The organism is Streptomyces sp. NPDC002643 (assembly GCF_053592555.1).
Genome location: NZ_JBSFVY010000027.1, coordinates 101,821 through 122,065 on the forward strand (window position 1 = coordinate 101,821; position 20,245 = coordinate 122,065).

Below are 20,245 nucleotides of genomic sequence, written 5' to 3' on the forward strand. Positions count from 1 at the left end.
GCGGCGCGGCCCTACGCGCAATACTGCGTCTCCTTGCCGATCGACCGATACATACAGTCCGAGTTCTCCAGCAACTGCAACACCGCGTCCCGGTTCCGGGAGGTCTCCCGCTCGATGACCTCGTCGGGCGGATAGAACCCGCCCCCGGACGCCGACGACGGATACATCTCGAAGGTGTAGGCGAAGATCTTCTGGTTGCCCCACAGCCAGTCGTCGATCGACCCGTCGGTGATGTAGAGGTCGCTGGACTGCTCCGGTGTGTACCCGTTGCTGGCGGCCATCTTCTGCCCGACCGTGGCGAAGGCGTTGCGGTCGTCGGTCGTCATCCCGGTGGTGGTGTCGGCGGTGGTGTACCCGAAGGGCCACAGCACCAGCTCGCTGTAGGTGTGGAAGTCGATGCCGGTCTTGATCTGCTGGACGCCGCCGACGACCCGGCTGCGTACGAAGTCGGCGACGACCTTCACCTCGGGCGCGGACTCGGCGGCCGTACCCCGGTAGGTCTCCGACGAGGTGGACCCGGACGAGCCGCCGCAGCAGCCCCAGCGGTAGCCCCAGTTGCGGTTGAGGTCGGTGCCGACGTACGACGAACCGGAGTTCGGCTGCCGGTTCTTGCGCCACGAGCGGTAGGAGCCCGTGGCGATGTCGTACTCGCCGCCGTCGGGGTTGAGGTCGGGGATGATCCAGATCTCGCGGCTGTTCACCATGCTGGTGACGCGGGAGTCGGTGCCGTAGTCGGAGGTCAGCTCGCGCAGCAGATAGAGCGCCATCTCGACGGTGAGGTGCTCACGGGCGTGCTGGTGGTGGGTGAAGAGCACCTCGGGCTCGGCCTCATCCGTGCCGACGTTGTCGCTGATCTTGATGGCGACGATGTTGCGGCCCTGGTACGAGGTGCCGATGACCCGCTGGCTGGCGATGGAGGGGTTGGCCGAGATCAGCGAGTTGATCTCGGACGTCATCTCCGCGTAGTTGTGGTAGCTGGAGTCGCCGGAGGGGAAGTCGAAGAGGCGGATGTCGTCCTCGCCGGCCGACCGGTCCGGGACCGCGCCGAGCGGGGTGACCTCGTAGCCCTGTGCCTTCAGCTTCTTGATCTGGTCGGGGCGGCCGGAGATGAAGACCGAGTGGTCGTCGGCGTCGTCGACGGACACACCGGCCTGCTGCAGGGCCGTCCGCGACTCGACGTCCGAGTGCATATGGACCTCGTACTGGCGGATGTCGTCCGCCGACGCCTTGGGCCGTTCGGCGCTGGTGGCCGTCGCGTCGGTGGTGCTCGCGGCGACCGGGGCCGCGAGGGCCATCGCCAGCAGACCGACGAGCGCGGCCCTACGGCGTCCCGATCTTTTGCCCGTACGCGTACTGGTACTCGTGCTCGCGCCGTCGGGCGTGGCCGCCCTGCCGCGAATGCGGAGTCGCATGAAGTCTCCTACTTTCTCCAGGGATTCCGGGGTCTCCGGAAGTGGGGGAGTGGAGCGGGGGGGTGGATCTTTGCGACGATCTTCGGGCCTGTCGGTGACCTTGGGGTGCCCGACAGGCCCTGGTGCGGGTGTGGCGCTCATGGTGCGGCTATGGCATGGCCCGGTCAAGAGTGCGCTTGCTCACGTCGAGGGCCGCGTGGCCGGAAGCCGGTGGGAGGGGTATGGGCGGGAGCCCCGTACGTAAACCCTGTACGTAAGCCCCGTACACACGCGTACTGCCCAGCGGCCCCCGTACGGCGCCAATTCCGGACGTACCCGGGCGGGAAACAGGTATATGCACGCCCGGAAACAGGTATTCCTCCCCGTGTGCCGGGCGGGCGGTGGGGCAACCCTGGAAGCATGCTGCAACTCTCCGGGGGGCTCCTTCCGGATTCCGGCCCCCATTTCGCCTCGTACCCTCAACCGCCCATGGGCGCGGGTCACTTGAGTGTCGAGTACGACCCCCGTCCCACCGCTGCCGCGCAGGCCCGCGCGACGGTGCGCAGGCAGTTGGAGGGATGGGGTCTGCTCGAACAGTCCGACACGGCGGAACTGCTGGTCAGCGAACTGGTCACCAACGCGCTCGTACACGCGGAGAGCCGGCTGAAGCTGACCCTGTCGGCGTCGCACGGTGTGCTGCGCTGCGAGGTGTCGGACGCCGACGGCCGGCCGCCCACGGTGCGCCGGGTCACGGAGATATCGGAGAGCGGCAGAGGGATGTTCCTGGTGGATGCGCTCGCCGGGCGCTGGGGCTGCCATCAGGACGGGCCGGGCAAGACCGTGTGGTTCGAGCTCGGCACGTGCGGGCTGGACGGCTGTGGTCGGCGACAGCCGAAGTAGCCCGTGGAGTTCCCGAGGGCACCGGCCCGGTGCCCCGGAACCACAGCCCGGGCCCCGACGGCACGTCCAGCCGTCGGGGCCCGTTCCCGTACGCAAGCCCCCTTGATCACCACCGACTTCCTTCACACCACGCCCTCTTGTGCCGCCCCCCGCTTTGCGCTTACTTGATCGGCATGGCGGACACCACGGACGGCACCACGGACGGCACCACGGGCAACACCCCCACCGGGGCGGTGACTTCGGCCCCTCGCAAGGCCAGCTGGAAGTACATCGGCCCGGGCATCGTCGTCGCCGCGACCGGTGTCGGCGCGGGCGACCTCGTGGCCACCCTCATCGCCGGCAGCAATTTCGGCTACACCCTCCTGTGGGCCGCCGTCCTCGGCTGTCTCGTCAAGATCTCCCTCGCCGAGGCGGCCGGCCGCTGGCATCTGTCCACCGGCCGCACGCTCTTCGACGGCTGGGCGAGCCTCGGCCGCTGGACGACCTGGTTCTTCGTCGCGTACGTCGTGATCTGGGGCTTCGTCTACGGCGCCGCCGCGATGTCCTCCAGCGCGCTCCCCCTCCACGCGCTGTTCCCGGACGTGATGGACCTCGAATGGTGGGCCATCCTCTGCGGACTCTCCGGCCTCGTCTTCGTCTGGTTCAACAAGTACGCCGTCTTCGAGAAGGTCATGACCGTCCTGGTGGGCGTCATGTTCGTGGTGACGGTCTATCTGGCGATCCGCGTCACCCCGAACCTCCCGGACGCCTTCGCGGGTCTGCTCCCCGTCCTCCCCGACGAGAAGGACTCCATCCTCAACACCCTCGGTCTGATCGGCGGCGTCGGCGGCACGATCACCCTGGCCGCGTACGGCTACTGGGTCAACGCCAAGGGCTGGACCGACACCGGCTGGATGAAGGTCATGCGCCTCGACAACCGGGTCGCGTACATCACCACCGGCATCTTCGTGATCGCGATGCTCTTCGTCGGCGCCGAACTGCTGCACTCCGCGAACATCGCCATCGCGAGCGGCGACAAGGGTCTCATCCAGCTCGGCGACATCCTGGCGGACGAGTACGGCTCGGCCACCGCCAAGTTCTTCCTGATCGGCTTCTTCGCCACCTCGTACACCTCGCTCATCGGCGTCTGGCACGGAGTGAGCCTGATGTTCGCGGACTTCGTGGCGCGCTACCGGCAGCAGGGCGCGCAGGCGACGGGCAAGGCGGCCGCCACCGGCGAGGGGACGGCGGGGGAGACCGGAGCTTCCGGGGAGGCCGTCGCCTCCGGTGCGCGCGAGCGCTCCTGGCCGTTCCGCGTGTATCTGCTCTGGCTGACCTTCCCGCCCATGGTCCTGCTCTTCCAGGGCCAGCCCTTCCGCCTGATCATCATCTACGGCGTCCTGGGCGCCGCCTTCCTCCCCTTCCTCGCCGGCACCCTCCTCTGGCTCCTCAACTCCGCCCGCACCCCGCGCGAGTGGCGCAACGGCCCGCTCAGCAACACGATGCTGGCGATCGCGGGCCTGCTGTTCCTGATCCTGGCGGTGAAGCAGGTGTGGGACCAGCCGTGGGCGGACTTCTTCTAGAGCTGGGCCTCCGCCCACTTCTCGCTCGTGGCGACGGCCTTCAACTGCTCCATGGTGAGTACGGGGGTGTCACGGGTCGCGGCGGTGTGCTGGGCGCCGGAGTTGAAGGCGCTGACGACGACCCGTAGCCCGTCGGTGCGCAGGGTGTCCACGGTCCACATGACGACGCCCGCGCCCCCCTTCTCACCGGGCCCCTGCCGCGAGGCGACCTTGGTCCCGTCCGGCAGGGTCTCGGCGCCGGCGCCGAACAACTCGCCGGCCACGTCCCCCATCCCCGGCTGCACATTGATCTGCACCAGGCTCTTCCCCTTGCCGTCGTCGAGGACGACGTACGCGAAGTCGGTCTCCTGGCCGCCCTTCGTGACGACATCGACCCCGTCGGGCAGCAACTCCAGAAGGGTCTTCTGGATGATGTCACCGGAGACCATCGGGGGATCGACGGAGGCGGACCCCTGGGAGTCACCGGAGCCGCCGGAGCCGGGGGAGTCAGGGGAGCCGTCGCCGGGCCGCACGGTCGACGACTCCTCCTTCCCCGCCGCCCCGTCGTCCTCCTCCGCCCCCTCCTCAGGGATGGAGTCGATGGCGTCACGCCAGGTCGTGGCGAGGGCGACCTCCTTCAACTGCTCGGTGGACAGCGGGGGTTCGTCCCGGGTGACCGGCGCGTCCTTCTGGGCCTCGGCGTTCCACTCCAGGACGCTGACGTTGTACCCGTCCGGAGTGACCAACCGCGCGTACCAGTGCTTGGTGTCCACCCGTCGGTCCGGGTACTCGTACCCCTTGTAGAGCAGCAGCCGTGAACCGTCCGACAGGGTGCTCTCCTCGCAGGAGTCGAACTCGACGAAGGTCTTGTCCGGGCAGGTGGTGAGCTGTCGGCCGTTCTCGCCGTCGCTGCCGCCCTCGATCCACCCGAGCCCGACCTCCACGGCGGCCCCGCCCTCGCCGTCGTCGTACACGACATGCGCGTACGGCCCGAGCGCGTCGCCCGTGCCGCGCGAGGACTCCCCGCTGAACTTCCCCTCCGGCAACAACTCCTTGAGCCGCTGGACGAGTTCGTCACCGGAGACTGCGCGGACGCCGTCACCGGAGCTGCTCGAAGTGGGGGTGCCGGAGCCGGTGGGCTCGGCCGCGACGGACTGCTTCCGACCGTCATCGGCCCCGGCGCCGCCCGGCAGGACCAGGGCGGCCCCGCCCACCCCGGCGAGCGCGACCCCGGCCACTGAACCCACCAGGGCGGCCCGCCGCCGGAACAACATCCTCCGTCCCCGTACGGCACCCCCGCCGACCAGGGCGTGCCCATCGGCCTCGAAGGCGCCCCCGGCCCGCCGCAGGGCGTCGCCGAGCCTGCCCTCGAAAGGGTCATCGTGCTGTTCCTGGGGCATGGTGAACCGCCGTTTCTGGGTGTGGGTGCGAGGTGGTGGTGCGGGTGTTGGTGCGGGCGTACGGGGGCCGTGGTGCCGGCCTCATGGTGTGACGTACTCGCCGATGCCGTCCCCGAGAAGCACCCGGAGCCGGGCGAGGGCGCGTACGCAACGGGTCCGTACGGCCGCCGAACTGGCGTTCATGGCGGCGGCGGTCTCCTCGATGGACCGGTCCTCCCAGTACCGCAGGACGACAACGGCCCGGTCCTTGGGCGGCAGCTGGGCGAGCGCCTGGACGAGGGTGAGCCGAAGGGAGGCGTCGGAGCCGGGCGCGGCGGGCACGTCGGGAAACGAATCGGTCGCCCGCTCCTTGCTACTGCGCCGCCGCTGATGCGCGAGGAACGTACGGGTGAGCACGGTCTGCGCGTACCCGGCGGGATTGTCGACCCGCCGCACGCGCCCCCATTTCACGTACAACCGCCCGAGCGTCTCCTGCACCAGATCCTCGGCGAGATGGGTGTCCCCACCGGTGAGCAGACACGCGGACCGGTACAGGTGTCCCGCCCGCGCCGCCGCGAACTCCTGATACTCGTCCGCGCGGACTTGTCTCATCTGCGGTTCCCCCTGGGTGCTGCGTCGCCCGGCCATGGCTTGTCACTCCATTGACGCGGTGGCCCCCGGGGAATGTTTCATGGACGCGGGAGATACGGTGCGGGCGGCACGGGTCACACCGATGCTTCGGATGGACGAACAGGGTGAAGGGGACCAAGAGGACGATGGGCGACGGGGATCAGCAGGGCCAGCAGGACCGACAGAGCCAGCAGGCCCAACAGGCCCAACAGGCGACTCCACCGGAGAACGGCCAGGGCTTCGGCCCCCCGCCCCAGCCGTACGCGCCCCCGAGCACGCCCCCACCCGCCCCACCGCAGCAGCAGCCGCAACCGCAGCCGCAGCCGTACGGGCAGCCCCCGAACTCGTACGGACAGCCGCAGCCGCACATGCCGCCACAGCCGCCGCAGCAGCCTCAGCCGTACGCTCCGCCGCCGCAGCAGCAGCCGTACGCCGCCCCGCAGCCGTACCCCCCGGCGGGGATGCCGTACGCGGCGGGTGGTGTGCCGCCGCAGGGCCCTGGCCAAGGGCAGGTCCAGGGCCCGGAGTTCCTGGCGGTGGACCGCCACAACTCGATCGTCATCGACGCATCCGGCGTCGCCTTCGAGGACCACGGCATCGCGATCGAATTCCCCTGGCCGGAGATCCGCAGCGTCCACTACAAGGCGAGCCCCAACGGCAAGTCCCTCATGGTCGCGGTGATCCACGCGGACGGCAGCTTCTACGAGTGCGTGGTGGAGGCGAAGCCCCGAACCCGCCTCCAGCAGTGGTTCCCCCACCTGGCCCATGTACTGGGTTACTACCGCCCGATGGGGTGATCCGAAGGGGCCTCGGATGAGGCGGTCAGCCGATCGCCTGTCTGATCTCGGAGCGGACCAGGACGGTCCGGTCGGCGAAGGCGGCCATGTCCACTTCCTCGGGTTCCCGGGCGGAGATCTCGGGGGTGACCTCGGCGACCATGGCCATGGTGTTGCCATCGGCCCAGGCGCACATCGGGAGCGTAACCTCCTCCTCGGTCATGAGGAGCACCTGGCAGGTGACGGTCACGTCCGAGCCGGCCGGCTCGAAGTCCGTGGGCTCCTGGACGACGGTGAAGCCGTCGGCGGTGGCGGCGCCTCTGAGTACGGAGTCACGGTTTGCGTCGGCCCTCTTGAACCGCCCGTACGCTCCGGAAATCGTCAACTGCCCCTCGGCCACGTCGCCTCCGGCGCCATACATTCCGGAGATCCCCTCGACATCACGGGCGTACGAGGCGTCATTCAGTTGCTCGGCCGCCTCGTCGCCCCCGGAATCCCCGAGGTCCTGGGCCAACTCGTACTCGCCGTCGAGGAGCGTCTGCGACAGCACCAACTCGTACTCGGCGGCCGGGAACGGTGTCCCGGCTTCCCGCAGGCTGCCGGCACTGATACCCAGAGTGCCGATCACGACCAGCCCGACGATCCCGCCCACGATCCCGAGGGCGAGCCCCACACCGCTCTTCTTCTTGGGAGGCGGAGCCCAGGTGGCGGGGTGGGGATACGAGGGGTGCGGAGCGCCGTAGGGCGAGGCGGGCGGCTGACCGTAGTAGGGCTGCTGTTGCGGCGGGTACGGCTGCTGGCCGTACGAGGCCTGCGGAGCCGGGTACGGCTGACCGTGAGGGGCGGCGGCGTGGGGCGGCGGGCCGTACGGAGGCTGGGGCTGAGGGGGTATGGACACGTCAGCACGCTACTGCAAAGGCCCGCACGGCCAGACCACGGTCACTCCTCGGAACGCCTCAACACCTCAGAGCAGGTGAGGCGGAAGCATGAGTTGCCCTCACCGCAGAAGGGTTCTTCCCAGGTGATCGTCGTACCGTTCATCGGGCGTCTCCTCAGAGGCGGTTGGCGATGCCGTGGACGAAGTCGAGGGACGCTTGGGGCGACAGGGCGATGCGCTCCATCCAGTCCAGTCGGGTTCGATACTTGGACAACTGGGCTTCCTGGTACAGGAATTCCGGCCCGCATCCAGCGGACCCAGCTTCTCCAGCACGGCAGGGATGGGGGAAGCGCGACAGCAGACACGGGACAGCGCATTGAACTTGCCATCAGCACCCTGACCGGCAACTCGCCCAGGATCTCGCCGTGCAACCTATAACGTTTCAGGTACCCGGAGGCGGGCTCTCGGCGCACGATGATCCAGACGTCACCGAGACGGGTGACGCACAAACAGGATCGTTAAGGAGCAGGAAATGAAGGCGAAGCTCATCGAGGAACTCATCAAGAAGAACGTCGTGAACGTCACCTACTGCTGCAGCTACGACGAGCTCTGACGGTTGCTCTAGGAGCGTCCTGAAGATCTTGAAATCACGCCCGGCTCGCACCGATTCATGGCGATCGACATTTACCGGCAATCCAGGGTGAGCCGGGTAGCCAGAGCAAGATCTTCATCGGTCTTCTAGGCCGGGCCTCCTGCGTTGGCACTGAACCACCCGCGCAGGAGGCCCGGCGCCGGTTCGATAAGCAGGATCCACGACATCTGGAGACGCATACCATGAAGACGCTCGCGGAGTTGGAAACGTTCAAGAACGACGACGTAGTGCATCGCTTCTTGGAAACTTGGGATATCCCGATGGCAGACGCCGAAGAGCTCTTCGAGGATATGAAGAAGTGGTTGTGGCTGTGCGCCTACACCGAGGAAAACCTTGGAAAGGTCTTCCTGGGGTTCAGCCAGTCGACGAAGATGATCGATGAAATGTGGCACACGTTCATCCTCTTCACCAACGAGTACCACGAATTCTGCCTCCGCTACTTCGGCCGGTATATGCACCATGTGCCAACGCCCAAGCGGATCTACGACGAGACCCTCGCCAGGTATGAACGCAACCCGGAGATGGTCATGCAGGAAAATCGTGATGTGTTCACCAGGCAGTACGAGCTTGTGTATGAACTCCTCGGTGAGGAGACACTCGTCAAATGGTTCGACACCTACCACGAGAAATACACGGACGACTACATGCGAAGTGTGTGGCGCTGGTCGTTCTCGCCCTACGACACGCGGATGGGCGTGACTCCCGCCGGGACGACCGACCCCGCAGCCGTGTAGACCACTTCAGGGTGAGCATGACGGTGGCGTACGCGGGCGGCGCCGGATGGTGCGGGGACATGGAACAGGGCGCGCGGGTGGCGAAGTATCCGCCGAGGGGGCGAACCACGATTGAGTTCGGCAGCAGCACCAGACGCCGTACCCCAGCCTTCCCCTCCTTCCGGCGCTGCCCCCACCCGCAGGCGTGACACCTTCAGCTCACTGAAGATACGCAACTACCGCCTGTACGCGGCAGGCGCGGTTGTCTCCAACACCGGGACGTGGTTCTCCCGGATCGCCCAGGACTGGCTCGTGCTCAGTCTCACCGGCTCCTCCTTCGCGGTCGGGATCACGACCGCGATGCAGTTCCTGCCCGTGCTGCTCGTCGGGCTCTACGGCGGTGTCATCGCCGACCGCTACTCCAGGCGAAAGCTACTGCTGGCCGCGCAATCCGCGATGGGGCTGTTCGGCCTCCCGCTCGCCGTGCTCACGCTCACCGGCCATGTGCAGGTCTGGCACGTCTACACCATTGCCTTCCTCTCCGGCATGGCCGCCGCCGTCTGCAACCCGGCCCGCCATGCCTTCGTCGCCGAGTTGGTCGGCCCCGCCGACGTCCGCAACGCAGTGGCACTGAATTCCGCCAGCCTCCAGAGCACACGGCTGATCGGCCCGGCAGTCGCGGGCTTGCTGATCACTACCGTCGGCAGCGGCTGGGCGCTCCTCTTCAACGCCCTGTCCTATGGCGCTCCCGTCACCGGACTGCTCCTGATGCGAACTTCGGAACTGCACGCCGTCGAGCGCGTACCGCGCGCCAAGGGCCAGCTGCGTGAAGGTCTGAGCTATGTCGCAAGGCACCCCGGATTGATCTGGCCGATCACCCTCGTCGGGTTCATCGGCACCTTCGCCTTCAACTTTCCCGTCTGGCTCTCCGCCTTCGCCCTCACCGTCTGGCACGGTGACGCCAGTGCCTACGGCCTCTTCAACTCCTTCATGGCCATCGGCTCGTTGACCGGCGCCCTGCTCGCCGCTCGCCGCGGCGTCGTCGGGGCATGGTTGCTGACCGGATCCGCCATCGGCTTCGGCATGCTGGAAGTCGCGGCCGCGCTCTCGCCCTGGTACTGGCTCTTCGTGCTGCTGCTCGCGCCGCTGGGCGCGTTGGGGCTGACCTTCAACACCACGGCGAACGCCAGCATCCAGCTCGCCGCCGAGCCTGCCCTGCGCGGACGCGTCATGAGCCTGTTCACGATGGTGTTCGTCGGTGGAACCCCTATCAGCGGACCCATCATCGGCTGGGTCACCGACGCCCACGGCGCGCGCGTCAGCCTGCTGTCCGGTGGCCTCATCGCCGCCGCCTCCGCTGCCGGCATCGGCATCATCCTCGCCCGGGCCGGCACCCGCGAACTGCCGGCCGACGACGGAACACCAACCGGTCGCGGGCCCGCCCCACCGCCCACCGCTGCGACACCGGGGTAACACCCCCGGTCCAGGACGCAAGTAGGGCTGGTCACTGGGAAGATCCTGTCCGCATGGCGACATGGCACTCTTTCTCTCCCACGTAAGCGAACGCTCATACGAGCTTGCCCGAGTTTCCGGAGCGAACCCGGGCAGGACCGCCTTCCCACAAGCACGGCTGGCCTTGCGCATCCACCGACGCCGCCAGGCGAGCGGCAAGTGGCAGACCTCAGCTTGACTCTGTCGGGGATCTTGGTGCCGGCGAAGTCAACTGCCCAGGATTCGCCAGGACTTCGAGCGAAGGATTTCGCGCTGGTCGAGGTAGTTCTGGAAGGCAGTCGGCCGGCGGGGTGGGGGCTTCCTCAGCCGGTGACCGTCCGCTGAGGCGCTCGATGTTGACGGCGATGGCCGTCAACACGTGCTGGACGTGGACCTTTCCCTGTCCTCGGTAGCGGCAGCGCCGCATGCCGTGCCCGTGGGCGAACTCGTTGACCGTGCCCTCCACCCCGGAGCGGACCGCGTATCGGGGCTTCCACTCGGGCGTCTGCTGCTCGGCGCGGACGCGGAGTTGCAGAGCCCCGGACGTCCGTCACTGGGGTACCAGTCCGCGAAGTCCTCGTCGCGCCGCAGCCCATCCAGCTGGTCCCGCACCCATATCGCCGTCGTGCCACCCGGGTTGCTCGCCCGCGCGACCCGCGCGGGGTCAGAGGCGGAACGTGCTCACCGGAACGGGGGCGAAGGGACCACGGGCACCTCGACAGCCGCAACGGTCTGCGGAACTCCCCAATCCTCCCCGTCGACCAGGTTGCCGCACCGGAGAACTCCAAGATCCCCGACAGAGTCAAGCTCAGAGCAGGTGATCCACCTTGCCGGCCTTGATGTCGAGGATGAGCGTGCGCAGCGCTTCGCGGGTGTCGGTGAGGTGGTCGTCCTCGGCACCGGCTATGGCGATGTAGGCGTTGCCGGAGGCGTCGGTGCCGAGGCGGAAGCAGGCCGATCCCTCGGCGCAGAAGGGGTCTTCCCACGTGATGTCGGCCATGGTCGTCTCCTCAGAGTTGGCGGGCGATGCCCTGGATGAAGGCGCGCGATTTCTCGGGTGAAAGCGCGCGCTCCTCCATCCAGTCCAGTTGGGTCCGATACTTGGACAACTGGGCTTCCTGGTACAGGAATTCCGGCCCGTGGGTACTGTCAATCTGCACGGTGTCGAGCTGTGGCACCGGGCCCTCCATGTAGATCACGGTCTGCCCCGCCCCAGGGAACGAACCTGCCTCGAACGGGAATACCCGTAGCGACATGTTGGCCCAATCTGACACGGCGAGCAGATGATCGAGCTGTCCCCGTGCGACCTTGCGTCCGCCGAACCGCATGCGAAGTGCCGCCTCGTGAAGTATCCCCACATACTCGGTGGGTTGGTCGTTCTGCAGGACCCGCTGACGCTCCAGGCGGTGCGCGAGCCGCAGGGCGATCTCATGCTCGGGCAGCTCCGGCAGCGCGGCCTTGAAGACGGCTTGGGCGTGGTCACTCGACTGTAGGAGCCCTGGCATGTGGATCAGGTGAACGCTCCGGATTCGTACGGCGTGGTGTTCCAACTCGGCGATGTCGAGGAGTCCGGCAGGAAGACTGCCACGGTACCTCTCCCACCAGCCCCGCTCGGAGGTTTGGGTCATCGCGACCAGGGCGCTGATGTACGCCTCGTCGTCGCAGTCGCAGTCGCAGGCCAACGTACGCAGCCGCTCGGCACTGATGGCGCGTGTGCCCGACTCGATGTTGGAGATCTTGCCCCGGTCCACACCGAGCAGCCCGGCGGCGTACTCCCCGGTCATGCCGGCAGCGGTGCGCATCCTCCGTACCTCCGCCCCGAGCCTCTTCTGCCGCTCCGTCGGTGACGTCCTCGCGGCCATGCCGTTCCTCCTCGAAGCCAGCGCCACTCTGAGTGGTGCTTGTGTTTCCCTAAGTTGAGGGCAACATAACCCTGCATTCCTTACATTTGGTAATGCACAAGCTACACACAGCAGTCGCGCCCTCGAGGGGAACCCTCATGCCCGAAGCGATCCCGGCCGCCTGCCCTGTCCCGCCGCCTGGCCCCTCTGCCACGAAGACCCGCCGCGCCTTCCAGTGCCAACTGGAGCTGCCGAACGACCCCCGAACCCCCGCCGTCGGCCGTCACGCGATCCGCACGGCACTCTCGGTCGGCCCTGCCCGCCGGACCTCGCCGACACGGCGGAACTCCTGGCCTCGGAGTTGCTCTCGAACGCGATGAAGCACTCCAGCAGCCTCATCACCCTCACCCTCCGGGCTCGCCCCGACCACGTCCACGTCGCCGTCCTGGACAACCACCCCGAACTCCCCGACCCGCTCCCCACCACCCCGGACCAGAACTTCGGCCGAGGCCTGTACCTCGTCGAATCCCTCGCCGACCTCTGGGGCCGCTACCGCGTCACTGGAGACTGGCGAAAGCGCGGCTGGAAGGTGGTGTGGTTCCAGTTGTCGACTGGCGGTGCCTGACCGCGTGTCGGACTCCCACCTCGCATAAAACTATCGGGAGAACATTCGCATCCAATAAAGGATTTTGGTTGCGGCGGAGTCTCCAAGGAAGAGTTCGTATCCACCCCCGACGAGTCCGACGCTTATCATGGTGAGGCGCTCGTCGGGGAATTCCTCCAAGAAGGAGACGAGGGATTCCGTTTCGCGGTACAGTTCAGGATTGTTCGCGGATCTCCTGAGTCTGCGGCGATATGTGTGCAGAAGGCCGTCTTTCTGCACTTCCCCTGCCTCGATAGTCTCGACCATCGAAAGGCGATTCACGATGGCTGCATTGTAAACCCCCGAATCGGCTGCGGAGGCTACGAGTGTGCTTAGTCTACTCTGGTCCATGGTTCATTATCGATTCAGTTGAGTTGACACCCGGTATAGCAAGGGTTGCCGACTAAATTTCTGCGGAATTTCGCCGGTTTCCCATAGGTTGTCCAAGTGTCACAAGAATGCGTTAAAGTCTTTCCGTAGTGCTGTCCGCTCTTCTTTCGAAAGACTTTCCAAGGGGTCACCGAATTGCAAGCCGTCAGTATCCGGACCTGTCCACCCTTTGAATCGTCTACAGGAAGCACACCATGCATAGATGATGCGTGATGCCCGGCTTTCGGTGGAGAATCGAGAAATGTACATGCGGACAGCCTGTGCCCCGCACGCGGGGCATGTCCGCTCGGTTGGATCCTCGGTGCACCTGGGTCCGGCGACGAGTTGGCGCTCTTGCTCCCGTGTGAACTCTTGCATGTACTACCAGTGAACCTCTGCGACGTCCAAGTCGTGATGCGCTACAAGCGTGCAACTTTCGGGCGTTCTTGGAGTCTCTCAGGTGTGCACGGAGGAGCGGTGAGGTTCGGCTGGAACCCAGTGCGAGCCTGCGAGGGAAGATGCCGAGTCGCACCCTGTACTACGGACGTTCCGGAATGACGCTCGATTCAATCCCGTGCATTTGAAGGAGTTTGCTGATCAGTGATGCTTCTATGTATGTGCCTCGGAATCCTTCGCCGACAGCCTCCTGTGCCCAATTTTTCGCATCGCTGAGCGACGCTCCTAGCGCGTCACGGAAAGCCTTCAATACCTTACCCTTGGCGGGATTGGCTGCCGTGACTCTTGCGCGGTAAAAACCGTGATCTTTCAAGAGGGCGTCGCGAACATAGTCGGGAGCTATTCCCCAGTCTCCGTCATGCCAGTTTCCGCACGTATCGCAAGCCCACTCGACTTCCCAGTGAAGTCGCTGATTGCGGATCATTTGAACGGCCCAACCTTCGATCCTTTTCTGGCATTGCGGGCACTCGGCGGTAAGTTTTGCGGCTTGTTCGGTCATGCTAACTCCTATTCCTCTGGAGCATTCCAGCCTCTCATCGTCTTGTATCGCCTAATTATCTCATAGAATAGTTCGGAGGTGCCGGATCCGTCGCGAGGGTGATGGGTTCCCGGAGGGATTCCGCGAGAATACCACCTATGGTGCAACTCTTCGTGGATCAGGCTGTCACGCAATTCTTCTCTACTTACAAACGACTTCCAGCCGATTTGACTTCCTTCATTTGGTTTCGCGATTCCAGTGCTTGCCCATGGGCTGTATTGTGGCTCGTGTGTGAAATTGAGGTCCGGGAAGTCTTCATTGATGATCGCAGCTATGGCTCGATTTCTTGCTTGAGCTGTCTTTCCTGTTACGTGGCTCAGATCTGAAGTCCAGGTATTACCGTCCGCTTTTTGGTCTGTTGTGGGTCGTTCTTGCGGGCGTCGACAGGGGGCCAACCCCAGAGGGTCGGACCAGGTGTGAGGGTTGTGGACGTACGCAGTTGGGTTGGGGGCGGGAGTGATGCCGAGCGGATCAGGTGTGAGGTAGCGGGCCGTCTCGGGGTCGTAGTGGCGCAGGTAGTTGTAGTGGAGGCCCGTTTCGGGGTCGTAGTACTGGCCTGGGAAGCGCAGGGGTGTGTATGCGGGGCTCTTTGACGCCCAGGCTGTTGCCCCCCATATTGTGCTTCGTGTACGCCAGGCGATTTCGCCCTGTTCGTCTACGAGTTCGCTGGGTGTGCCGACCAAGTCTGTGACGATGGTGAAGAAGCGGGAGTCGATTTCCTCTTGTGGGGCGTCGGCGGCGGTGATGCGTTCTGTTTGGGCGATGGGGTGCAGGCCCCGGTGGTCCCACGTCAGGGTCACCGGGTTTGGGAGGGACGGGGACGTTGTCGTTTGTTCGCAGAGGGTTGTGCCGTCCCAGGTGAAGAGCACGCGTTCGACGACTGTTTCGCCGTCGTCCGCCAGGCGGAGTTTGGCTGTGCGGCGGCCCATGGGGTCGTAGGTGTAGCCCCAGTGGGTGCCGTCTGGGGTTGTGACTGCCGTTAGGCGGTCCTCGGTGTCCCATACGTAGTGCCAGGTGTCCGGCTTGCGGGAGAGGCGGGGCTTTTGGCGGAGGGTGATGCGGCCCAACGTGTCGTGTTCGTAGCGGACCTTGCCTGCGTGGGTGATGCGGGTGCCTGTGTACGCGCGCTCGCCCACCGCCTCCTGGCCTGGGTGGGACGAGGGCCAAGCGGCTGCGGTCTGGTTGCCGGCCTCGTCGTAGGCGTAGGTTTCCGTCCAGTTCGGCGCGTGGACTGCCGTTACGCGGCCCGCCGCGTCGACGTCGAAACTCCGCGTGCCCAAGAGCTGGTCGTCGATGCCGATCAGGTTGCCGTCGGGGCGGTAGGTGTAGGCGCGGTGTTGGATCGAGTGGCCGCCGGGCGCCCGTACCGATTGCTCCAGGACTCGGCCCACGGCGTCGTACGCGTGCTCCAGGGTGACCGTCTCGCCTATGCGGCGGGTCAGTTCTCGGCCTGCCTCGTCGTACGTGAAGTCGATTGTGCGGCCGGAGGCAGTCATTCCTGTGCGGCGGCCGGTCGCGTCGTACGTCCACGTCGTCGTCGCGCCCGTCGGGGTCGTACGGCTCGTTCTGCGGCCGAACTCGTCGTACGCGTACGTCAGTTCGCGGCCGTTGACCGTTTCCGAGCGGACTCGGCCGTAGCGGTCCCGGAGGATCGTCAGGGTCGTGTCCGCGCCCGTCGCCTGGGCCAACTGGTCTGTCAAGTCGTACGCGTACGTCGTTGCCTTGCCCGCCGCGTCTTTGCGGGTCACCTGGCCGAGCGCGTTCCGCTCGAACGACACCACCTCGCCCAGCGCGTTCGTGCGGGACGTCAGGCGGCCCGCCTCGTCGTGCGTGTAGGTGAGGGTGCGGTCGTCGAAGTCCGTTTCCGAGGCCAGGTGGCCCGCCGGGTCGTACTCGTAGTCCCAGGTCAGGCCCTGCGGGTTCGTCACCCGGGTCAGGCGGAGTTCTGTGTCGTGGTCGAACTCGTAGCGGACGCCGTCCGGGCCCGTGCGGGCGGAGAGGAGGTCGAAGTGGGTGTACTCGAAGTGGGAGACGGCCCCCATCGGGTCGGTGTGGGTGGTGCAGTTGCCCTCGCCGTCGTACGTCCACGACTCCGTTGTGCCGTCGGGGGCCGTGCGGCGGGTGAGGTGGCCTTCCGGGGTCCATTCCAGGTGGGTTGTGGCGCCCGTCGGGTCTGTGATCGTCGTCGGTCTGCCGAAGGGGTCGCGGGTGTAGGTGGTCTGCGCGCCGGTCGGGTCCGTGATGCGTAGGGGGAGGCCGGATCGGTCGCAGTCGAGGGTCGTCGTGTTGCCGAGGGGGTCCGTTGCCCTCGTCAGGTGGCCCGACTCGTTGTAGGTGAAGTGGGTGGTGTGGCCTGTGGGGGTGGTCAGTGAGGTGCGGTTGCCTCGGGCGTCGTAGGTCTGGCGGACCACCGTGCCGTCGGGGTTCACCACCTTCAGGGGGAGGCCCAGGTCGTTGTACTCCGCCTTCGCCTCGCGTCCGTCGGGGCGGGTGACGGAGGTCAGGTTGCCCGCTGTGTCATAGCGGAATGAGGTCCGGCGGCCGAGTGGGTCGGTGCGGGAGAGGAGGCGGTGGTAGCGGTCGCGTTCGAAGTGGGTGGCCGCGCCGAGGGGGTCGATCTCGGTGACGACCTGGCAGGCCTCGTTGATGACGAAGTGGCGGGTGTGGCCTTCGCTGGTGGTCGTGGTCGTCGTGCGGTGGCCTGTCGCCGGGTCCGGCTCGCCGTAGGTGAAGCGGAGCGTCATGTGGCCGTGTGTGCCGCCCTCGGCGATACAGCGGTCCCGGTCGTCGTACTCGTAGGTGTACGAGCGGTCGTTGGTGTCGGTCCAGGAGGTGACGCGGGCCGACTCGTCGTACGTGAAGCGCAGGGGCAGGCCCGAGGAGTTGATGACCTCGGTGAGGTTGCCGTCCGTGTAGGCGTAGCGTTTCAGCTCCTCGCCGGTGGCGGCGAGATGGAGGGCGGTGATGCGGCCCGTGTCCGTCGTGATGCGTATGTGGTGGCCCGCGCTGGAGGCGATGCCCAGCGGGGTGCCTTCGGTGTCGTACTCGAAGGTGATCCAGTTGCCGTTGCGGTCGTCGATCTGTTCGAGGACGGCCAGTTCTTCGCTTCGGTCGGTGAAGTGCCAGACGCGGTGGGTGCGGGGGTCGGTGACGGTGTAGCCGCCGTCCTCGCGGTCCAGGGGCCAGCGCGGGCCGTGGCTGGGGAGGGTGGGGACGCCCGGGGCGGGGTGGGGGTAGGCGAGGAGCAGTCCGTCCTCGGTGACGAAGACGACGCCCTCGGAGTCGATCTCCAGGCGCTGGTCGACGGTGGAGGACCAGGACGGGCCGAACCAACGGCCGAAGTGATAGCCCGACTCCACCCGCCGCTTGAAGGTGAGGGGGAGCGCTCCGGGCAGGGCCGCGTCCGTCTGTGGCAGATACATCTTGCCCGTGGTCAGGTCGACGGGGTCGGTCGGGTCCTTCTCGACCTTCTGGTTCGGGTTGTCGTGCTCGTGGGGCGCTTCGTCGACGGTGTCCCTCAGCCGTCGCTGGGCCGCACCCGACTCGGCCACGTCGTCCAACGCGTTCTTGGCCGCGCCCCGTATACCCCCTCGGCCCAGGCCCATGCCCTTGGTGCCGAAGACTTCGGGGAGTGCGCGGCCCCCGAACTCGGAGGGGTCCTTCTTGAAGGTTTCCCAGGCGTCTTTGAGGGCTCGGTCGGGGTGGGTGATGGTGGTGGTCACGCCCGCGAGGGTCATGTTGACGTTCTTGTAGTACTCGGCGGGGTGGGCGAGGTTGTAGGGGTCGTAGAAGGTCATCTTGCGGGCGAAGGTGACCAGGCCGGCGGTGCCTTTGACGGCGCCGCCCGCGATGTGGAGGAGTTCGGTGCTCGCTGCCGCGCCCTGGTCGGCGAAGTTGGTGACCAGGCGGAGGGCGGGGGGTGGTTCGGCGGGGGCGTGGGCCAGGGCTGTTTTGATGGTGGTGGCGGCTGTGCGGGCGGCTTCGTTGCGTTGGCGGCGGGCTTCTTTGAGGATCTCGTGGGCGTGGTCGAGGTCCGTCTTGCCGGGGTCGACGGGCTCCTGTGGTGTGGGGCCGGGGTCCTGGTTCGCCTTCAGTTTGGCGTTGTAGATGCCGGCCTCGGTGGCGTAGGTGTCCCAGGCCGCTTTGGCCCTTGCCTGGCCTTCTCTGTAGGTGTTGATGGCGTCCTGGGCCTGGCCCTGGGCCCATGTGACGGTGTCCGCGTACGCGTCCAGCGCTTTCGCGGCGTTGTCGCAGGCGTCGGCCGCGTGCCGCCACCTCTTGGGGTGCACGCCGAACTTCTCGCGGAACGTCTCGGCGGCCTCGCCCTTCCACTGTGAGGAGTCCAGTTTGGCCATGCCGTCGGCGACCTTGTCGAACGCCGTGTTGAAGTCCTTCAGGTGTGCGGCGGACTCCCGGATACGGGCGGGGCTGCCGTGGACGAGTTCGTTCGCCTCGGTGCTCTGGCCGAGTTGCTGTTCGCCGGGGGTGGCGCCCAGGGACGAGGCCCAGCCGTCCCCGGTGTCCTGGACCTTCTCGCCCAGCCCTTCGAGGCCGAAGTCCTTCAGCTTCTCGCCGGCGTAGTCGGTGCCCGCGTCGATGCCCTCGCCCACGAGCTTCTTGCCGTCGTCCCAGAGTTCCTCGCCCTTGCCGACGACCGTGTTGGCGGCATCCCCGGCACGGTCGGCGAGGCCCTTCAGACTCCAGTCGCTCATCGGCCCGCGCCCCCGTCACCGGGCTGCCGCCCCTCCCCGTCCGGCCGCTGCCCGTCCCCGTCCGGCTGCTGTCCGTCGAGGAAGGGGGATGTGTCGATCTCACGTCCGGCGTCGTCCCAGATCTGCTCGACGTCGTCCTGGGCCCGCTGGAACGACTCCCCGCTCCAGTCCGCGCCGGCGAACATGTGGTTGTCGCCGATCTCGTCCCAGGACATCTGCGTGACCTGGTCCTCGGACAGGTGCGGATTGCCCATCACCGCGTTCGCGCTGACCTTCAGCGCACCCTCGATGTACTGGTCCGTCTCGTGCATCGTCCCCGCCGCCAGCCCCACACCCTCCGCGAACCTGTTGCCCTCCAGGACCAGGGTGCGCACACCCCACTCCCAGCGCTCGCAGAACGAGCCGAGCGCCGATGTCAGCCCCTCATGGCCCAACTCCAGGCCCGACAGGGCCAGATCCGCAAAACCCCGGCCCGCGCTCGCCTCGCCGATCATGCCCAGCTCACCCAGCTCGTCCAGGGCCAGGTCGATGCCCTGCGCTATCTCCGCCAGGCCCTGGTACTGCAGGTCTTTGGCACCCGCGACATCACCGGGGACCAGACCGGCCGCCTCACCGCCACCACCACCGGGACCGTTGCCGCCGTCGCTCACCGCACCGACTCCGCGTTCACGTCCACCGACTCCGCATCCACGTCCGCATCAACGTCCACCGCCGCCGCGTCCGGCACGATGCCCCGCACCGGCGGGAACAACGCACCCTCGCCCTCAGGACCCCCCGCGTCCAACGCCACCCCGTACGGCACCGCCCCCGCCGCGACCGCCATCACCGGAATCGCCACATCCAGCAACCGCGCACCCAGCACCCGCTCGTAGGACCACTCCCGCGACCCTTCACCCCTTGCGATGGCGAACCGCGCCAACGCCACCTCGTCCGAGAACGCGAGAATCCAGCGGATACCACCGAAGTCGACGGTCAGCGGGGAGCCGTCCTCACCGAGGGGCAACAACACCGCCGTACGACGGAACTCACCCAACACAGCCGCACCCTCACGCCGACGACGCCTGATCAGGGCCGCCTCCTCGGGGGTGGTCTCAGGAGGAGTGCTCTGGGGAGGAGTGGTCTCGGGAGGAGTGGCGTCTGAAGGAGTGGGGCGCCCTTCGGGCGGCGCCGCGGCAGCGCCGTACGGGAGGGCGGCGGTCTCCTCCGGGACGGTGGCCACGGCCGGTGGGCTCTTTTCCTGCCGGGAGGCCATCTCCACGTAGTCCGAGAGCCTCGACCTCGGTGCGACACCGTCCATCGGTCCGTCGCCCGCCCCTTGATCAGACATGCGTGCGAT

The 20,245-nt window shown here is 66.9% G+C and carries 19 protein-coding genes; 6 read left to right on the forward strand and 13 right to left on the reverse strand.

Annotated elements, in window-relative coordinates; translation table 11 throughout:
• Positions 1 to 11 precede the first annotated feature (11 nt).
• The gene (locus ACWD4G_RS33490) at positions 12 to 1,412 is read right to left on the reverse strand and encodes a M14 family metallopeptidase (protein WP_451300167.1); all 1,401 of its coding nucleotides are present in this window, start codon (positions 1,410 to 1,412) and stop codon (positions 12 to 14) included.
• Between the two features lie 468 nt (positions 1,413 to 1,880).
• Here ACWD4G_RS33490 and ACWD4G_RS33495 point away from each other — a divergent pair, with 468 nt between their 5' ends.
• Both ACWD4G_RS33495 and ACWD4G_RS33500 read left to right on the forward strand, forming a co-directional pair.
• Positions 1,881 to 2,291, forward strand: a complete 411-nt coding sequence (locus ACWD4G_RS33495) for an ATP-binding protein (protein WP_451300169.1) — start codon at positions 1,881 to 1,883, stop codon at positions 2,289 to 2,291.
• Positions 2,292 to 2,464: 173 nt separating this feature from the next.
• Positions 2,465 to 3,853 carry an Nramp family divalent metal transporter gene (locus ACWD4G_RS33500; RefSeq protein WP_451300171.1) on the forward strand — a complete coding sequence of 463 codons (1,389 nt, stop codon included), beginning with the start codon at positions 2,465 to 2,467 and terminating at the stop codon, positions 3,851 to 3,853.
• Here ACWD4G_RS33500 and ACWD4G_RS33505 read toward each other — a convergent pair.
• The 3 genes from ACWD4G_RS33505 to ACWD4G_RS33515 all read right to left on the reverse strand — a co-directional run bounded on the left by ACWD4G_RS33505 (position 3,850) and on the right by ACWD4G_RS33515 (position 6,389).
• Positions 3,850 to 5,232, reverse strand: a complete 1,383-nt coding sequence (locus tag ACWD4G_RS33505) for a hypothetical protein (RefSeq protein ID WP_451300172.1) — start codon at positions 5,230 to 5,232, stop codon at positions 3,850 to 3,852. The two genes, ACWD4G_RS33500 and ACWD4G_RS33505, sit on opposite strands and share 4 nt — an antisense overlap.
• Positions 5,233 to 5,313: 81 nt before the next feature.
• Entirely contained in the window at positions 5,314 to 5,823 is a 510-nt protein-coding gene (locus tag ACWD4G_RS33510; RefSeq protein WP_451300174.1) for a SigE family RNA polymerase sigma factor, read from the reverse strand.
• Positions 5,824 to 5,936: 113 nt separating this feature from the next.
• On the reverse strand, positions 5,937 to 6,389 hold the full coding sequence (locus tag ACWD4G_RS33515; protein ID WP_451300176.1) for a hypothetical protein: 453 nt from the start codon (positions 6,387 to 6,389) through the stop codon (positions 5,937 to 5,939).
• Here ACWD4G_RS33515 and ACWD4G_RS33520 point away from each other — a divergent pair.
• Positions 6,378 to 6,638 (forward strand): hypothetical protein, encoded by a 261-nt coding sequence (locus ACWD4G_RS33520; RefSeq protein WP_451300178.1) that lies wholly within the window; start codon positions 6,378 to 6,380, stop codon positions 6,636 to 6,638. The two genes, ACWD4G_RS33515 and ACWD4G_RS33520, sit on opposite strands and share 12 nt — an antisense overlap.
• A 25-nt stretch (positions 6,639 to 6,663) precedes the next feature.
• Here ACWD4G_RS33520 and ACWD4G_RS33525 read toward each other — a convergent pair whose 3' ends face one another.
• Positions 6,664 to 7,515 (reverse strand): hypothetical protein, encoded by an 852-nt coding sequence (locus ACWD4G_RS33525; protein WP_451300180.1) that lies wholly within the window; start codon positions 7,513 to 7,515, stop codon positions 6,664 to 6,666.
• 813 nt (positions 7,516 to 8,328) lie between these two features.
• Between ACWD4G_RS33525 and ACWD4G_RS33530 the strand changes: the two genes are divergently transcribed.
• Both ACWD4G_RS33530 and ACWD4G_RS33535 read left to right on the forward strand, forming a co-directional pair.
• Complete coding sequence (locus tag ACWD4G_RS33530) at positions 8,329 to 8,880, forward strand: hypothetical protein (RefSeq protein ID WP_451300182.1); 552 nt, start codon at positions 8,329 to 8,331, stop codon at positions 8,878 to 8,880.
• 87 nt (positions 8,881 to 8,967) lie between these two features.
• On the forward strand, positions 8,968 to 10,332 hold the full coding sequence (locus ACWD4G_RS33535; protein ID WP_451300234.1) for an MFS transporter: 1,365 nt from the start codon (positions 8,968 to 8,970) through the stop codon (positions 10,330 to 10,332).
• A gap of 208 nt (positions 10,333 to 10,540) precedes the next feature.
• Here the strand turns inward: ACWD4G_RS33535 and ACWD4G_RS33540 are convergent, their stop codons facing one another.
• The 3 genes from ACWD4G_RS33540 to ACWD4G_RS33550 form a co-directional block, all read right to left on the reverse strand.
• Positions 10,541 to 10,885 (reverse strand): transposase, encoded by a 345-nt coding sequence (locus ACWD4G_RS33540; RefSeq protein WP_451300236.1) that lies wholly within the window; start codon positions 10,883 to 10,885, stop codon positions 10,541 to 10,543.
• Between the two features lie 273 nt (positions 10,886 to 11,158).
• On the reverse strand, positions 11,159 to 11,350 hold the full coding sequence (locus ACWD4G_RS33545) for a hypothetical protein (protein ID WP_451300184.1): 192 nt from the start codon (positions 11,348 to 11,350) through the stop codon (positions 11,159 to 11,161).
• 10 nt (positions 11,351 to 11,360) lie between these two features.
• Positions 11,361 to 12,212, reverse strand: a complete 852-nt coding sequence (locus ACWD4G_RS33550; protein WP_451300186.1) for a helix-turn-helix domain-containing protein — start codon at positions 12,210 to 12,212, stop codon at positions 11,361 to 11,363.
• Positions 12,213 to 12,426: 214 nt separating this feature from the next.
• Here ACWD4G_RS33550 and ACWD4G_RS33555 point away from each other — a divergent pair, with 214 nt between their 5' ends.
• Positions 12,427 to 12,816 (forward strand): ATP-binding protein, encoded by a 390-nt coding sequence (locus ACWD4G_RS33555; protein WP_451300188.1) that lies wholly within the window; start codon positions 12,427 to 12,429, stop codon positions 12,814 to 12,816.
• Between the two features lie 30 nt (positions 12,817 to 12,846).
• Here ACWD4G_RS33555 and ACWD4G_RS33560 read toward each other — a convergent pair whose 3' ends face one another.
• From ACWD4G_RS33560 to ACWD4G_RS33580, 5 genes are all read right to left on the reverse strand, one after another.
• A complete protein-coding gene (locus ACWD4G_RS33560; protein ID WP_451300190.1) occupies positions 12,847 to 13,185 on the reverse strand; it encodes a hypothetical protein in 339 nt (112 codons plus the stop codon).
• Positions 13,186 to 13,741: 556 nt separating this feature from the next.
• Positions 13,742 to 14,158 (reverse strand): hypothetical protein, encoded by a 417-nt coding sequence (locus ACWD4G_RS33565; protein WP_451300192.1) that lies wholly within the window; start codon positions 14,156 to 14,158, stop codon positions 13,742 to 13,744.
• 8 nt (positions 14,159 to 14,166) lie between these two features.
• Complete coding sequence (locus ACWD4G_RS33570; RefSeq protein ID WP_451300194.1) at positions 14,167 to 18,909, reverse strand: putative T7SS-secreted protein; 4,743 nt, start codon at positions 18,907 to 18,909, stop codon at positions 14,167 to 14,169.
• On the reverse strand, positions 18,906 to 19,559 hold the full coding sequence (locus ACWD4G_RS33575) for a hypothetical protein (protein ID WP_451300196.1): 654 nt from the start codon (positions 19,557 to 19,559) through the stop codon (positions 18,906 to 18,908). Before ACWD4G_RS33575 ends, ACWD4G_RS33570 begins: the two co-directional genes overlap by 4 nt.
• Positions 19,556 to 20,236, reverse strand: a complete 681-nt coding sequence (locus ACWD4G_RS33580) for a hypothetical protein (RefSeq protein WP_451300198.1) — start codon at positions 20,234 to 20,236, stop codon at positions 19,556 to 19,558. Before ACWD4G_RS33580 ends, ACWD4G_RS33575 begins: the two co-directional genes overlap by 4 nt.
• Positions 20,237 to 20,245 lie beyond the last annotated feature (9 nt).